At 56.4% G+C, this 15,683-nt stretch carries 13 protein-coding genes and 1 pseudogene; 11 read left to right on the top strand and 3 right to left on the bottom strand.

Annotated features, from left to right (window positions below):
• Positions 1 to 3: 3 nt before the first annotated feature.
• The 3 genes from UR289_RS15160 (at position 4) to UR289_RS15150 (ending at position 3,197) form a co-directional block, all read left to right on the top strand.
• Positions 4 to 1,086, top strand: a complete 1,083-nt coding sequence (locus tag UR289_RS15160) for an HlyD family secretion protein (RefSeq protein ID WP_033145473.1) — start codon at positions 4 to 6, stop codon at positions 1,084 to 1,086.
• Positions 1,083 to 2,462 (top strand): efflux transporter outer membrane subunit, encoded by a 1,380-nt coding sequence (locus UR289_RS15155; RefSeq protein WP_320710757.1) that lies wholly within the window; start codon positions 1,083 to 1,085, stop codon positions 2,460 to 2,462. The genes UR289_RS15160 and UR289_RS15155 overlap by 4 nt, the downstream gene beginning before the upstream one ends.
• A gap of 75 nt (positions 2,463 to 2,537) precedes the next feature.
• Positions 2,538 to 3,197: an O-methyltransferase gene (locus tag UR289_RS15150; protein ID WP_087822531.1), complete on the top strand. Its 660-nt coding sequence runs from the start codon at positions 2,538 to 2,540 to the stop codon at positions 3,195 to 3,197.
• A gap of 70 nt (positions 3,198 to 3,267) precedes the next feature.
• Here UR289_RS15150 and hrpA read toward each other — a convergent pair whose 3' ends face one another.
• A complete protein-coding gene (gene hrpA / locus UR289_RS15145) occupies positions 3,268 to 7,170 on the bottom strand; it encodes an ATP-dependent RNA helicase HrpA (RefSeq protein ID WP_143347043.1) in 3,903 nt (1,300 codons plus the stop codon).
• 205 nt (positions 7,171 to 7,375) lie between these two features.
• Here hrpA and azoR point away from each other — a divergent pair, with 205 nt between their 5' ends.
• Positions 7,376 to 7,981 (top strand): FMN-dependent NADH-azoreductase, encoded by a 606-nt coding sequence (azoR, locus tag UR289_RS15140; RefSeq protein ID WP_008502313.1) that lies wholly within the window; start codon positions 7,376 to 7,378, stop codon positions 7,979 to 7,981.
• A gap of 89 nt (positions 7,982 to 8,070) precedes the next feature.
• Positions 8,071 to 8,757: an RluA family pseudouridine synthase gene (locus tag UR289_RS15135; RefSeq protein ID WP_193139213.1), complete on the top strand. Its 687-nt coding sequence runs from the start codon at positions 8,071 to 8,073 to the stop codon at positions 8,755 to 8,757.
• Positions 8,758 to 8,764: 7 nt separating this feature from the next.
• Here the strand turns inward: UR289_RS15135 and UR289_RS15130 are convergent, their stop codons facing one another.
• Positions 8,765 to 9,304: a DUF2058 domain-containing protein gene (locus UR289_RS15130; protein WP_023311631.1), complete on the bottom strand. Its 540-nt coding sequence runs from the start codon at positions 9,302 to 9,304 to the stop codon at positions 8,765 to 8,767.
• Between the two features lie 310 nt (positions 9,305 to 9,614).
• Here UR289_RS15130 and UR289_RS15125 point away from each other — a divergent pair, with 310 nt between their 5' ends.
• The 4 genes from UR289_RS15125 (at position 9,615) to UR289_RS15110 (ending at position 13,695) form a co-directional block, all read left to right on the top strand.
• A complete protein-coding gene (locus UR289_RS15125) occupies positions 9,615 to 10,730 on the top strand; it encodes a DUF6883 domain-containing protein (protein WP_320710752.1) in 1,116 nt (371 codons plus the stop codon).
• 10 nt (positions 10,731 to 10,740) lie between these two features.
• Entirely contained in the window at positions 10,741 to 11,424 is a 684-nt protein-coding gene (locus UR289_RS15120; protein ID WP_320710751.1) for a YrhA family protein, read from the top strand.
• A gap of 244 nt (positions 11,425 to 11,668) precedes the next feature.
• Positions 11,669 to 12,643, top strand: coding sequence for a DUF1852 domain-containing protein (locus tag UR289_RS15115; RefSeq protein ID WP_320710749.1), 975 nt, complete (start codon positions 11,669 to 11,671; stop codon positions 12,641 to 12,643).
• A 23-nt stretch (positions 12,644 to 12,666) separates the two neighbouring features.
• The gene (locus UR289_RS15110) at positions 12,667 to 13,695 is read left to right on the top strand and encodes a methionine synthase (protein WP_023311627.1); all 1,029 of its coding nucleotides are present in this window, start codon (positions 12,667 to 12,669) and stop codon (positions 13,693 to 13,695) included.
• 4 nt (positions 13,696 to 13,699) lie between these two features.
• On the opposite strand, the pseudogene UR289_RS15105 reads toward UR289_RS15110, so the two are convergent.
• A pseudogene (locus UR289_RS15105) lies at positions 13,700 to 14,632 on the bottom strand (LysR substrate-binding domain-containing protein).
• A gap of 95 nt (positions 14,633 to 14,727) precedes the next feature.
• Between UR289_RS15105 and UR289_RS15100 the strand changes: the two are divergent.
• Both UR289_RS15100 and UR289_RS15095 read left to right on the top strand, forming a co-directional pair.
• Entirely contained in the window at positions 14,728 to 15,162 is a 435-nt protein-coding gene (locus UR289_RS15100; RefSeq protein ID WP_047647834.1) for a DMT family transporter, read from the top strand.
• A gap of 4 nt (positions 15,163 to 15,166) precedes the next feature.
• The gene (locus UR289_RS15095; protein WP_320710746.1) at positions 15,167 to 15,622 is read left to right on the top strand and encodes a DMT family transporter; all 456 of its coding nucleotides are present in this window, start codon (positions 15,167 to 15,169) and stop codon (positions 15,620 to 15,622) included.
• Positions 15,623 to 15,683: the final 61 nt, after the last annotated feature.

Below are 15,683 nucleotides of genomic sequence, written 5' to 3'. Positions count from 1 at the left end.
TTTATGAGTCAGCAGGATGCCGCCAAAGAGCAGGCCAACACCCGCAAAAATGTGCGCATTGTTTCCGTTTTCACCGCCGCTGCCATCGGTATTGTCGGCGTGCTGGTGATCCTTTACGCATGGCAGCTTCCGCCGTTCACCCGCCACGCGCAGTTTACCGACAACGCCTACGTGCGCGGTCAGACGACGTTCATCAGCCCCCAGGTGAATGGCTATATCACCGAGGTGAAGGTTCAGGACTTTGTGCAGGTTAAAAAAGGCGACCTGCTGCTGCAGATTGATGACCGTATCTATCGTCAGCGCGTGCATCAGGCCGAGGCACAGCTGGCGATGAAAATTGCCGCGCTTAATAACAACCTGCAGCAGCGTAAAAGCGCCGAAGCGACGATCGCCAAAAACGACGCGGCGCTGAAAAATGCCCGCGCCCAGAGCCTGAAAACCCAGGCGGATTTAAAGCGCGTGAAGGATTTGACGGCGGACGGCTCGCTTTCCATTCGCGAGCGCGACGCGGCGCTGGCCAGCGCGGCCCAGGGCAGCGCCGACATCGAGCAGGCTAAAGCCTTGCTTGAGATGTCGCGTCAGGATCTGCAGACGGTAATTGTGAACCGCGGCGCGCTGGAGGCGGATGTCGAAAACGCCAAAGCGGCGCTGGAGCTGGCGCAGATAGACCTGCAAAACACCCGCATCATCGCCCCGCGCGACGGCCAGCTCGGCCAGATTGCCGTGCGTCTCGGGGCGTACGTGACCGCCGGGACCCACCTCACCACGCTGGTTCCGCCGCAGCACTGGGTGATCGCCAATATCAAAGAGACGCAGCTCGCGGAGCTGCGCGTCGGCCAGCCGGTAAAATTCACCGTCGATGCGCTGAACGACAAAGCCTATCAGGGCCGCGTGGAGAGCATCTCGCCGGCAACCGGGGTTGAATTCAGCGCCATCACGCCTGACAACGCCACCGGCAACTTTGTCAAAATCGCCCAGCGTATTCCGGTGCGCATCGAGGTGCTCGGCAAGCCTGAGGAGACCGCCCTGCTGCGTCCGGGCATGTCGGTGCAGGTGACCATTGATACGCGGGAGGGCAAACAATGACCCTTCGCCCGATAGCCGGTCTGGTGCTGGCGGTGACGCTGGCCGGATGCCAGTCCGTCGACGTAAAACCTGCGCAGCCGACGCTGCAAATCCCCGCCCAGTGGCGTGCTGACGCCGGTCCTGCCAGCCCGGCGGAGCAGCTCTGGTGGCGCAATTTTCATGACAACAACCTCAACCGCTACGTGGATCGGGCGCTAAAGAACAACAGCGACGTGCTGATCGCCCGCGAACGGATTAACGAGTATCAGGCGCGGGTCTTTGCGGCCGACGGCAGCCTGTTTCCGTCACTTGACGCGGGCGTAACGGGGACCCGCGCCCGTTCGCAATCCGCCGCGACCGGGCTGCCGGTCTACGGCACGCTGTACAGAGGTAGCCTGACGGCGAGCTACGACGTGGATATCTGGGGCGTCAACCGCAGCACGGCCAGTGCCGCCGAAGCCTCGCTGGCGGCGCAAAAAGCCGCCGCTGCCGCCGCGGATTTGACCGTCGCGTCTTCCGTTGCATCCGGGTACGTCACCCTGCTCTCGCTTGACGAACAGCTGCGGGTGACCGAATCCACGCTGAAATCGCGCGAAGAGGCATTTAACCTCGCGAAACGTCAGTTTGAGACGGGCTACAGCTCGCGTCTGGAGCTGATGCAGTCGGATTCCGAACTCCGCTCGACGCGAGCGCAGGTTCCCGTGCTGCAGCATCAGATTGCACAGCAGGAGAACGCCCTGAGCCTGCTGCTGGGAAGTAATCCCGGCGCGGTAGCGCGCAGCGAAAGCTTTGAGGCGCTAACGCCGCTGACGCTGCCGTCACAGCTGCCTTCCACCCTCCTGAACCGTCGACCGGATATCGTTCAGGCCGAACGCCAGCTGGTTGCGGCAGACGCCTCGCTTGCCGCGTCGCGCGCGAGCCTGCTGCCGTCGATCAACCTGACCGCGACCGGATCGATACAGGATCGCACCCTGTCCGGCCTGCTGGACAACCCGCTTCAGCTCTGGAGCGTCGGGGGCAGTATTCTCGCCCCGCTGCTGAACCGCCAGGCGCTGAATGCGCAGGTGGATATTTCCCAGTCCCAGCGTAACCAGGCGCTGTATGCCTATGAAAAAACCGTGCGTAACGCGTTTGCCGAAGTGAAAAACAGCCTTGATGCTATTACGCGCTATCAGGAACAGCTGACCGAGCTGCTTGCCCAGCAGGAGGTGGCGCAGGAGACGCTGCGCATTGCGCAGAACCGCAATCGCAACGGCTACTCTTCCTATCTGGACGTGCTGGACGCGCAGCGCACGCTGTACTCGGTTCAGACCAGCGTAGTGCAGGTGAAAAATAACCTGCTGCTGGCGCAGATCGATTTGTACAGGGCGCTGGGCGGCGGCTGGAAGAGCGCGTGAACCCCCTTGCGCGCTGATGCCCTCACCCCGACCCTCTCCCACAGGGAGAGGGAGAAAAACCCAAGGAGTCAATCTATGCATCAACAATGGTCTGCAGTAGATAATTACATGATTTCTTCGCTAATCCCTGACGATGACGTGCTTCATCAGGTACTGGGAAACAATAAACGCGCCGGGCTACCCGAACACGATGTTGCGGCCAATCAGGGGCAACTGCTGGCGCTGTTCGTGCGCATGACCCAGGCAAGACGCATCCTTGAGATTGGTACGCTGGGCGCCTATAGCTCAATCTGGATGGCGCGCGCCCTGCCGCCGGACGGAAAGCTGATTACGCTCGAGGCTGACCCGACGCATGCCGATGTGGCCCGCCAGAATATTCACCTCGCGGGGCTGAACGATCGCATTGAACTGATTGAAGGCCCGGCGCTGAGCTCACTGGAGAATTTCGGTGACGTTCCGCCGTTCGACCTGATCTTTATTGATGCCGATAAGCCAAACAATCCCGGCTATCTGGAGTGGGCGCTGCACTATTCACGTCCCGGCACGATAATCATTGGCGATAACGTGGTGCGCGACGGCGAAGTGATTAACGGGCAAAGCGACGACGCGCGCGTGCTGGGGGTGCGGCGTTTTATCGAAATGATTGGGGATAACCCGCGCCTGACCGCCACCGCGCTGCAAACGGTGGGGGTTAAGGGATGGGATGGGTTTACGCTGGCAATCGTGAACGGGTGAAAATTGTGCGGCCTGATGCCCTCACCCCGACCCTCTCCCACAGGGAGAGGGAGAAAACCGGGCAAGGATTTTAAGCGGAAATCTGCTCCATCGCCTGCAGAATACGTTTATCCGAAATCGGATACGGCGTACCGAGCTGCTGGGCAAAGAAGCTGACGCGCAGCTCCTCGATCATCCAGCGGATCGCCTGCACGTCTTCATCGTCGCGGCGCGCCGGCGGCAGCTTGTTTAGCCACTGCTGCCACGCCTGCTGCACGCTCTCCACTTTCAGCATCTGCGCGCGATCGCGGTGCGGGTCGATAGCCATTTTTTCCAGACGTTTTTCAATCGCCTGCAGATAGCGCAGCGTATCGCCCAGACGCTTAAAGCCGTTGCCGGTGACGAAGCCGCGATAGACCAGCCCCGCCATCTGCGCCTTCACGTCCGACAGCCCCAGCGCCATGGTCATATCCACGCGCCCCTTCAGGCGCTTGTTGATATTGAACACGGCGGTGAGGATCTGCTCGACCTGTTTGGCTATCTCCACCACGGTGTCGTTCAGCTCTGCGCGCACCTTTTCATGAAGCTGAGCAAAGCCCTCTTCCGTCCAGACCGGACCGCCCGCCTCGTGGATCAGCTTGTCCACGCCGCAGGAGATGCAGTCGTCAATCAGATCCAGCACCTTGCCGTACGGGTTAAAGTACAGCCCGAGCTTGGCTTTGTTCGGCAGCTTCTCGTGCAGATACTTGATCGGCGACGGGATGTTGAGCAGCAGCAGGCGACGCAGCCCGCGCCACATCATCTGCTGCTGTTCCTGCGGATTATCAAACAGCTTGATCGCCACGCTGTCGCGCTCGTCCACCAGCGCCGGCCAGGCTTTGACCTTATAGTTACCGCGCTTCTGCTCGTAGCTTTCCGGAAGCTGACCAAAGCTCCAGATGTGCAGCCCGCTCTGCTCGATACCGTCGTCCGCCACCGCAGACAGCGTTTCCTGAACTTTGCCTTTCAGCGCCTCTTTCAGCTCGCTCAGCGAACGCCCTTCCAGCAGCTTTTTGTTTTTATCATCCACCACGCGGAAGCTGATTTTCAGGTGATCGGGCACCTGATCCCAGTTCCAGTCTTCGCGGTCGATGGTGGTGCCGGTCATGCGTCGGAACTCACGCTCCAGCGCGTCCAGCAGCGGCAGCTCCAGCGGCGTGACGCGGCCTAAAAACGCTTCCGCATAGTTTGGCGCAGGCACAAAGTTACGGCGCACCGGTTTCGGCAGGGATTTGATCAGCGCAATCACCAGCTCGCGGCGCAGGCCGGGGATTTGCCATTCAAAACCGCCCTCATCGACCTGGTTTAGCAGCGGCAGCGGAATATGAACGGTCACGCCGTCCGCGTCGGCACCCGGTTCAAACTGATACGTCAGACGCAGCTTGAGGTTGCCCTGATGCCAGAAGTTCGGGTAGTCGAGCTTGCTGACCGACTCCGCCCCCTCTTTAATCAGCATGCTCTTTTCAAAGTTGAGCAGGTCCGGCGTCTCTTTGCTGGCCTTCTTCCACCAGCTGTCGAAGTGGCGGGCGGAGATAACATCGTGGCTTATGCGCTGGTCGTAAAACTCAAACAGCGCCTCGTCGTCCACCAGAATATCGCGGCGGCGGGACTTGTGCTCAAGCTCCTCCACTTCGGCGCGCAGCTTCAGGTTTTCGCGGAAGAACGCATGACGCGTCTGCCAGTCCCCCTCCACCAGCGCGTGGCGGATAAACAGCTCGCGGCTGAGCGCCGGGTCAATCTGGCTGTAGTTGACCTTACGCGCGGCGACCACCGGCAGGCCGTAAACGGTCACCTTCTCGGTCGCCATCACCGCGCCCTGCGCGCGCTCCCAGTGCGGCTCGCTGTACGAGCGTTTCAGCAGGTGCTGCGCCACCGGCTCGACCCATTCCGGATCGATACGCGCGGCAATACGCCCCCACAGGCGGCTGGTTTCCACCAGCTCGGCGACCATGGTCCATTTCGGCGGCTTCTTGAACAGGCCGGAACCGGGGAAGATGGAGAAACGGGCGTTACGCGCGCCGGTATACTCCTGCTTTTCAGCATCCTTCATCCCAATGTGGGACAACAGGCCGGTCAGCAGCGCGATGTGAATCTCGCGGTACTCCGCCGGTTCGCTGTTAACCGGAATGCCCAGCTCTTTCACCACCTGGCGCAGCTGGGTGTAGATATCCTGCCACTCGCGCACGCGCAGGTAGTTGAGGAAATCCACGCGGCACTGGCGGCGGAACTGGTTCGAGGAGAGCGCTTTCTGCTGCTCGCCGAGATAGTTCCACAGGTTTACGAAGGCGAGGAAGTCGGACTCTTTGTCGTGGAAGCGACGGTGCTTTTCGTCAGACGCCTGCTGCTTGTCCATCGGACGCTCGCGCGGATCCTGAATGGAGAGCGCCGAGGTAATGATCATCGCCTCGCGCACGCAGCCGTGCTTCTGCGCTTCCAGCACCATACGGGCCAGACGCGGATCCACCGGCAGCTGGCTGAGCTGGCGGCCCAGCGGCGTCAGCTTGTAGACCGTCGCCTGCTCGTCGGTGGTAATGGCGCCGAGCTCTTCCAGCAGACGTACGCCGTCCTGAATGTTGCGTTTATCCGGCGCTTCGACGAACGGGAACGCCGCGATATCGCCCAGCCCCAGCGCGGTCATCTGCAGGATAACGGACGCCAGGTTGGTGCGCAGAATTTCCGGGTCGGTAAACTCCGGGCGCGACAGGAAATCATCTTCGGAATAGAGACGAATACAGATCCCTTCCGAGACGCGGCCGCAGCGGCCTTTACGCTGGTTAGCGGACGCCTGGGAGACCGGCTCAATCGGCAGCCGCTGAACCTTCGTGCGGTAGCTGTAGCGGCTGATGCGCGCCGTGCCCGGGTCGATAACGTATTTAATCCCCGGCACGGTCAGCGAGGTTTCCGCCACGTTGGTCGCCAGCACGATGCGTCGCCCGCCGTGCGGCTGGAATACGCGGTTCTGCTCGCTGTTTGACAGGCGCGCGTAAAGCGGCAGGATCTCCGTGTGGCGCAGGTCGCGCTTGCTGAGCGCATCGGCGGTATCGCGGATTTCGCGCTCGCCGCTCATGAAGATCAGGATGTCGCCCGCGCTTTCGTTGCCCAGCTCGTCAACGGCGTCGAAGATGGCCTGCAGCTGGTCGCGCTCGGTATCGTCCGCCTCTTCAACAATCGGGCGATAGCGCACTTCAACCGGATACGTGCGTCCTGACACCTCGATAATCGGCGCATTGTTGAAATGCTTTGAGAAGCGCTCAGGGTCGATGGTCGCGGAGGTGATGATGATTTTCAGATCCGGGCGACGCGGCAGCAGCTCTTTCAGGTAGCCGAGCAGGAAGTCGATGTTCAGGCTGCGCTCGTGCGCTTCGTCAATGATAATGGTGTCGTACTGCATCAGCAGGCGATCCTGCTGGATTTCCGCCAGCAGAATACCGTCGGTCATCAGCTTGACCATGGTGTTATCGCTAACGTGGTCGCTGAATCGCACCTTGTAACCGATGCAGCCGCCCGGCTCCGTCTGCAGCTCTTCGGCAATACGGTTCGCCACGGTGCGTGCCGCCAGTCGACGCGGCTGGGTGTGGCCTATCAGCCCTTTTAGCCCGCGTCCCAGCTCCATACAGATTTTCGGCAGCTGGGTGGTTTTCCCCGAGCCGGTTTCCCCCGCAACAATCACCACCTGGTGGTCGCGGACGGCCTCAAGGATGTCCTGTTTTTTCTGGCTGACGGGCAGGTTTTCCGGGTAGGTAATTGCCGGACGTGCGGCTTCGCGCAGCACAACTTTCCCTGCCGCCTGTTCAATCTCTTTCGCCATCTCCTGGTAAATGGCCTGTTGTGCATCAGGATTTTTAACCTTCTTCACGCCGTGCAGACGGCGGGCAAAGCGCTGTTTATCGCGCAGCATCAGAGAATCAAGCTGTTGCAGGAGCATCGGGAAGGTTAATTTTTGTTGTTCTGTCATAGCGTTAAAGGGCAGTACACGCCCTGATAAACTCTCTTTTAAATGATTGCTATAGAGTACCACATCGACGCCTTTCGCGCCTTATTCAAAAAATTCGAACATAGGCTTCGATATATTGCGCTATCTCTGTGGCAGGATTGTGAATAGAGTGTCAACAAGCAACGGGGCAACCCCCTTCAATCAAATGCAACAACAGGAATCACCCATGAGCAAAGTATTAGTTTTGAAATCCAGTATTCTGGCAGGGTACTCTCAGTCTGGTCAGCTGTCTGATTACTTCGTTGAACAGTGGCGTGAACAGCATTCCGCTGACGAAATCACCGTGCGTGACCTGGCTGCAAACCCAATTCCTGTGCTGGACGGCGAGCTGGTTGGCGCGCTGCGCCCAAGCGATGCACCGCTGTCTCCACGTCAGCAGGAAGCCCTGGCCCTGTCCGACGAGCTGATTGCCGAGCTGCAGGCGCACGACGTTATCGTCATCAACGCCCCAATGTACAACTTCAACATCCCTACCCAGCTGAAGAACTACTTCGACCTGGTGGCGCGCGCTGGCGTAACCTTCCGTTACACCGAGAACGGCCCTGAAGGTCTGGTGAAAGGTAAACGTGCGATCGTACTGACCAGCCGTGGCGGTATCCATAAAGACACCCCAACCGACCTGGTTGCACCGTACCTGAGCCTGTTCCTGGGCTTCATCGGCATCACCGACGTGAACTTCGTGTTCGCTGAAGGTATCGCTTACGGTCCGGAAGTGGCGACCAAAGCGCAGACCGATGCGAAAGCCGCCATCGACAGTCTGGTAGCAGCCTAAGATTTTGCCCTCTCACCGCCTGGTGGGAGGGTTTTTCTTTTCCCCGCATTTCGTTATCATCCGCTCCCACTCTTCAGCCGGGCGGCCTGATGTCTGCGATTATTGATTCTTTTATTGCCCCACCGTGTCACGACGACATTCAGATCCTCTGGCAGGATGAACATCTGCTGCTGATCGATAAGCCTTCCGGTCTGCTCAGCCTCTCGGGCAAAAATCCGCAAAACCTTGATTCCGTCCATTATCGTCTGGTCCAGACGTTCCCCGGCTGCACGCTGGTACACCGTCTGGATTTCGGCACGTCCGGGCTGATGGTGGTTGCGCGCAATAAGGCCATCAACGCGGCGCTGTGCCAGCAGTTCAGCCAGCGCAGCGTGGAGAAGGTCTACAGCGCCCTGCTTTGCGGCCATGTGGAAAACGACGAGGGAATAATAGACGCGCCGATTGCCAAAGACCCGGCGCTGTTCCCGCTGATGTCGATCTGCGCCCTCAACGGAAAACCCGCCCGCTCCCGCTATCGGGTGGTGGAACGGTTTTATCAGGGTACGGGACTGCCGTTAACGCGGGTGATGCTTACGCCGGAGACCGGGCGAACCCATCAGCTGCGTATTCACTGTCAGCAGCTGGGGCACCCGATTCTGGGCTGCGATCTGTATGGCGGTCTTGAAGCGCCGGGGGCGGAGGAAACGCCCCGGCTGATGCTGCATGCGAGCGAACTGAATTTTATTCATCCCGTGAGCGGAGAGCCGGTTAACGCCCGTCACGCCGCCCCGTTCTGAATGCGGTTTACCACATCAAATCGTCAGGGATTTTGAAGTCCGCGTACGGATCGTCTTCGTCCTGCTCTTCCTGACTTAGCGCGCTGTTTAACACGATGCTGTCGGCATCGCGCTGGGCAATTTTATCGGCCACCACCGCCGGAATAATCGCGTATTCACAGTCGCCGCTGGCGTTAATGACCAGACGGGCAATCGCCAGACGGCCGTTGATCAGCTGAGCCTGGGTTTGCTTGTCGACGTCGATTTTTTTGATCAGATTGCCGTCGGTGAAGTTAAAGGTGATGTTACCTTTCGCCACGGTGATGCGGTTCATCTCAATCAGCTGCTTCACCTGTGCCTTAAACTCTTTCGCCAGCACGGCCTGCTTCTGCTGTTCGCTCAGCAGCTTGTCGCGCTCGATCTGTGCCTTTTTGTTCTCTTCTACCGCTTCCCGGGCCTCACGCGCCTGAACGCGTGATTTCTTTGCCGTGCGCTGCACTTTTGCCGCTTTTTTGCTGCTGACCAGGCCCGCTTTCAGCATCTGCTCTTGTAAGGTGAGTTTTGTCATGATTGTTTCTAAACCGGTTGGAAATTTTGGGGATTATAGCGGGAATTGCGGAGAGTGTGCCAGAGAAGTAGGCATGGCGCTTTGTCGCCTGAGCTTTGTTTATTATTTATTCAGCGTTTACTAACGTTACAGCCGCAAGAGTGATTAAAAATTGTCAGGTCATTTTCTTAAAAAAAATGAGCAGTTCGTGAATATGATGCGGATTGAATAATTGCGATCGCTTCAGGCGTAGGCTGTTTTTTCTTATTAAGAGAATGATAAAAAATATGCCCTTAAAAGGAACAATGATGCTTAACGATAAGGATTCCGCATGTTTCGACTCTACCGGTCACATGATTTAACACGGCAATTAAACCCTGAAGATTTTCAATACATTCTTACTCCAGCAGGTTCACTGAAAGAGGCGTGTAAACATTATGATCTGTCTTATGAAGCAAACGGTCATAGCCTCTCTTTTGGTCTTCCCAAAAGAAAATACAGCATATCTCCACATCAAAGACCCTATGAACGAAGGCAATGCAGCTACGCAGATCCCATTTATGATCAAGTAGAACGCGAACTTCAAATTGGCTGGCTTGTTGGAGTAGATACCTCCAGGCGCTGGAGCAGCGACCGGAACCCGTTTTATATCGACAATAACGGCGAGCTAATTTTTGCCCCTACTTCCTCATCGTGGCATGCATGGTATAAGGACGAAATCATGAGCGCTTACCGGAACGTTATTGCCGATCGGCAAGGCAGGAAGCCTGCTCCCACTCAACGGATGCATTATGATTATTACGGGCCAACAACTTCACCGTCGGGGAAAACGCTGAATAGTAAAGCTGTTGGTCGACTGCTCGCCGCTGGTGGGGTGTATAACGGCAATACTAAAGGTTTTCATGAAACCGCACAGCAGCTTGGTGGGGATGCCCCCGCGGGCTACGATCAAATCATGAACAACAAAGGGTTAATAATTGCGGGTGCCTCCATTGCAGCAGGATTGACAATTGGCAGGTTGAACCCTTTAAGCGAAATAGACGAAATATCGGGTCTCAGTAAGATACCAGCACTTGAAAACCCATATGTAAAAGGTTTCACCTCTGAGAATGGTACATTAGTGAATGCTGAACACGCCGTTATCGACCCAAAAAAACTCGCGGCTTATGCTTTAGATTCAACACATCCTACAGGGGGGCACAAAGCCAGGGTGTTTGAATCAGCGCTGGGATACAACCCAACTAATGCAGATGTTTTAGCCGCAAGAATCCAGGAAGGCGTATTATCGGCCCCAGCCAAAGTGTTGCAGGCAAATAATTACGGCCAAACAATGGCTGTCGATATGTCCATTTTAGGCGTCAATGATGAAACAGCGATCGTGCGTACAGGTTGGATGTATGAAACAGACGCGTTAGTTCCTCGCCTGACAACCATATTCGTTAAATGAGAAAATACAAATGAAAAGAGCCGAATTAGACGTAGTGGTTTTAGGCGAGGATTTACCGGATGAAGGACTGGTAAAAGGGACTATTGGTACCATTGTTATGGTTTTCGACACCCCTACGCGGGGCTATCTTGTCGAGTTTTGCGATGAGGAAGGAAGAACAATCGCACTGCCTGCTTTGCTTCCTGCTCAACTAAAGAGTTATTTCACTCCAGGTATCCTTAAAACACTGCTGGTTGACAATCATTTCCCGGTAGCCAACCCAGTAGATCCTGACGTAATGACAGACTTGATGTACAAAGCCGCCCCTGCTGAATGGGATGCTCAGAAGAGAAGAGTTTACGAGGATATCCAACGCCTGATGGTTAACCGGCTGGACTACTCTGGTATGTTCGAAATCATGGATGGCCTTGAGTATAACGGTTTGACGCTGTACAGCCTGGTGGGGGCGGAGAACGGTGAACCCGTATGGTCGAATATCTACATTCGTAACTTTGAAATACGTGACAACGAAAGCTATGTTGATCCGAACCTTACTGACAAGGTACTCATTGGTGAAGATGGTATGACCGTGTTTGCCTACAACTTCACAGATGACTGTTTCGAGATCCGTGATAAAGCATCAATGGATTATGCCATTGAAACACATGCTAACCTCAGCGAATTATTGTCCACGCTGATTGATACGTTGAGCTGAAATCCGCAACATCAATTGCTGGTTGTATTTTCAACCAGCCTATTGGATCGCATTAATAAGGAGGTATAACGAAAGCATTCCGATACCTCTTCTCTCACTGCCCTCTCCAGCCTGTGCGCAACACTGTTCATGAACTTCGCTCATGTTGCATTGAAATTAAGTCACTTCCCCTGCGCCGCGGGCTCAGGCATAAATTATGCATCGGTAACTTCTTAGCAACATGAACTTAGGATGCATAACCACAATGAGCAAAGCTTTCACATATACCCTTAAGCGCAGTTGCTTCGATGAGAATTACAACCCGTCAGAAAATACGCGTACGACCACCAACTTTGCCAACCTGGCGCGCGGGGAAAAGCGTCAGGAAAACCTGCGCAATACGCTGGTGATGATCAACAACCGCTTTAACGCCCTGGCGCGCTGGGATAACCCAAACGCCGATCGCTACGCGGTTGAGCTGGAAATCATCTCTGTCGACTTGAACATTGGCGCGGAAAAACCGTTCCCGGCCATTGAGATATTGCAAACCACGATTGTCGACAAAAAAAATAACCTGCGTATCCCTAGCATCGTCGGAAATAACTTCTCTTCTTACGTGCGGGATTATGATTTCAGCGTGCGCCTGCTGGAACACAACAAGAACCAGCAGCACTTCAGCATTCCGGAAAAGTTTGGCGAACTGCACGGCAATATTTTCCGCCACTTTGTGAGCTCGCCGGAATACAAAGAGAACTTCAGCAAGGGTCCGGTGATCTGCCTGAGCGTCTCCAGCAAAGACACCTATCGCCGCAACGGTAACCAGCATCCTGTGCTGGGCGTTGAGTATCAGCCGGATGGCGAGTCGCTAACGGAACAGTACTTCGCGAAGATGGGCCTGAAGGTTCGCTATTTCATGCCGGAAAACAGCGTGGCGCCTTTCGCGTTCTTTTTTACAGGGGATTTGCTGAGTGACTACACCGATCTGGAGCTGATTGCCACCATCAGCACGATGGAGACGTTCCAGAAAATCTATCGCCCGGAAATTTATAACGCAAACTCGGCGGCGGGACTGTGCTACCGACCGGATCTGAACCAGCAGGATCACTCCTTAACCAAAATTGTTTATGACCGGGAAGAGCGTAGCCGACTGGCGATTGAACAGGGTCGCTTTACCGAAGCGTACTTTATTAAGCCTTACCAACACATTCTTGAGCAGTGGTCTGATAACTACACGCTTTAATTCATCAAAAAAGGTCTTTTATTATGAAAACATTGCTCCCGACTTCTACGGCTGGCAGCCTGCCTAAGCCGACCTGGCTTGCACAACCTGAAACGCTGTGGTCACCCTGGAAATTACAGGATCAGGAACTCCTGGCGGGTAAACAGGACGCGCTGCGCCTGTCCCTGGATGAGCAGATCCGCGCGGGAATCGATATCGTCAGCGACGGAGAACAGACCCGCCAGCACTTCGTCACCACCTTTATTGAACACCTGAGCGGCGTGGATTTTGAAAATCGCCAGACGGTGCGCATTCGTAACCGCTACGACGCCAGCGTGCCGACCGTGGTTTCAGCCGTTGCGCGTCAGAAGCCGGTATTCGTGGACGATGCGAAGTACCTGCGTCAGCTCACGGACAAGCCGATCAAATGGGCCCTGCCCGGGCCGATGACCATGATCGACACCCTTTACGACGCGCACTATAAAAGCCGCGAAAAGCTGGCCTGGGAATTCGCCAAAATCCTCAATCAGGAAGCGCGTGAGTTAGAGGCCGCGGGCGTGGATATTATCCAGTTTGATGAACCGGCATTTAACGTCTTTTTTGACGAGGTGAACGACTGGGGTATCGCCGCGCTGGAGCGCGCCATTGAAGGGCTGAAGTGCGAAACCGCGGTACACATCTGCTACGGCTACGGCATCAAAGCCAATACCGACTGGAAAAAGACGCTCGGCTCAGAGTGGCGCCAGTACGAAGAGGCCTTCCCTAAGCTGCAGACCTCTAATATCGACATTATCTCCCTGGAGTGCCACAACTCCCGCGTGCCGATGGATCTGCTGGAGCTGATCCGCGGTAAAAAGGTGATGGTCGGCGCGATTGATGTGGCAACCAACGCCGTTGAAACGCCGGAGGAAGTCGCCGATACGCTGCGTAAAGCGCTGCAGTTCGTCGATGCCGACAAGCTTTACCCGTCAACCAACTGCGGCATGGCCCCGCTTTCACGGCAGGTGGCTAACGGCAAGCTGAAAGCGCTCAGCGCCGGCGCAGAGATTATCCGCAAGGAGCTCGGCGCGTAATCCCTTACGTTTGCCAGTAGAGCGGCGTACCGAAAAACGCCACGTAATAATCAATCACCGCCCTGACGTTCAGGGGCGGATGACGTGCGTTAGGATAGATCGCCGCAATACTGAGTTGCTCCGTGTTGATGGCGCACGCCATTTCCGGCAAAAGGGCGACCAGCTCCCCCCGCTTCAGCCTGTCGCCAATCAGCCAGTCCGGAAACAGGACGATCCCCATCCCGCCCAGCGCGGCAATAAGCAGCGACTCCGCATTATTGGACGTCATCAGCGGCGCGACGGGATAATGCACCCAATTCTCCCCTTTGCGACGCACGAGCCAGCGGTTAGGCCCGGACGAACCGCGGTAAACCAGACATTAGTGCTGGCTCAGTTCGGTCGGGTCGGCCGGGACGCCGTGTTGACGCAGATACGCGGGCGACGCGGCGAGGTGGTAGCGCTGCTGCCCAAAAACACGGGCGTGGAACGTCGAATCCGTCAGAGTGCCGATGCGGAAGATGAGATCGGCGGCATCCCGGTGCGGGTCGATAAAGTCATCGGTCAGCGTCAGCTCAATGGTTAACTGTGGATAACGCTCGGCCAGACCTGCCAGTCCGGGCGCAACGTGTCTCTGTCCAAAAAATACCGGCCCGTTTATGCGGACCGTGCCGGAGGGTTCGGTCGAACGTTCATCCAGCTCACGACGCGCCTCTTCGAAGTTATCGACCATCGCCCGGGCATAGCGGATAAACAGATGCCCGCTTTCCGTGGGGATCACTGCCCGGGTATTGCGATAGAACAGCTGCTGGCCGAGCGCGTCCTCAAGCTGATGAACAATGCGCGACACCTGCGAGGCAGAGATTCCCTCTCGTCGCGCGACGACGGAAAAGTTCTGCGTTTCATAGACGGCAATAAACAGCAGCAGTGAGCGAAGGTTCATGCTTCCGGCATCTGACATTAATGCATTTCCTGCAAAGGTGTTTCCTGCATTATGGCATTTTTCTCACGGGTCTACCGACGTAATCTTCTTCGCCTGAAAACGGAGGAAGCGTAATGCAGTTTGTTTTGATTTTACTGGTGATTGCCGGCGGGATGGGCCTCTCCGTCGAAGCGGGGCTACTGGGGCCATTAGGGGGAGAAGTGGGCGATTTATGGGCGACGTTCAGCATTTTTGGCGTCGGCGCCGCGCTGACGTTTCTGCTGATGCTGTTTTTCAGCCCGCGCAGCAGCCCGTCGTTTTTCGCCCAGCCCGGCTGGCAGCTGCTCGGCGGCGTGCTTGGCCCTGTTTACGTGGTCATTCTGACGATCGCCACGCCGACCATCGGCATCGCTCTGACGATGATTGGCATTCTGGCTGGTCAGGTTTTTAAAAGCCTGATCATTGATCACTTTGGCCTGCTGGGTACGCCGCACAGGAAGATAAACGCAAAACGTATCGTGGCGCTGGTTTTTATTATTGCGGCACTGGTTCTGGTCGCGCAGGGGTGATGATATGACGCTGATAATGATTCTTCTGGCCGTCTGCGGCGGTGCAACGCTGAGCATTCAGGCCGCGATTAACGGGCAGCTCGGCAGCAATGTCGGGGTATTTAAAAGCGCGTTTCTGACGTTTTCCGTCGGCGCGCTGGTAACCGCCATGCTCATTTTCTTCTTTGAACCGAAGCAGGCGGTCACGCTGCTGGACGTGCCGAAATGGCAGCTCATCGGGGCGATGTTCGGCGTGCCCTACATTGTGATCATGGTCGTGGCGGTGCAGCGCATCGGCACCGCCGTCGCAACGGTGGCGGTGATATTCGGCCAGCTCGCCATGAGTATGTTGATTGATAACTTTGGCTGGCTGGGGAATGCGGCCATTCCGTTTTCACCGAGCCGTCTGAGCGCGGTGGTGTGCCTGGGGATTGCCCTGGCCTTTATATACTCGGGAAGCAAATCCCGCGCCGAAAGCTAAAAAATATTGAGGAACATAGAGTGTACCGAATGACCACAGCCGCCCTATGTTCCCCTCACCC

This window comes from Enterobacter sp. 302C9 (assembly GCF_034106085.1).
Classification (GTDB): domain Bacteria; phylum Pseudomonadota; class Gammaproteobacteria; order Enterobacterales; family Enterobacteriaceae; genus Enterobacter; species Enterobacter asburiae_B.
Note: the sequence above shows the minus strand (reverse complement) of the source record. Positions and strands in the feature narration are given on the sequence as shown.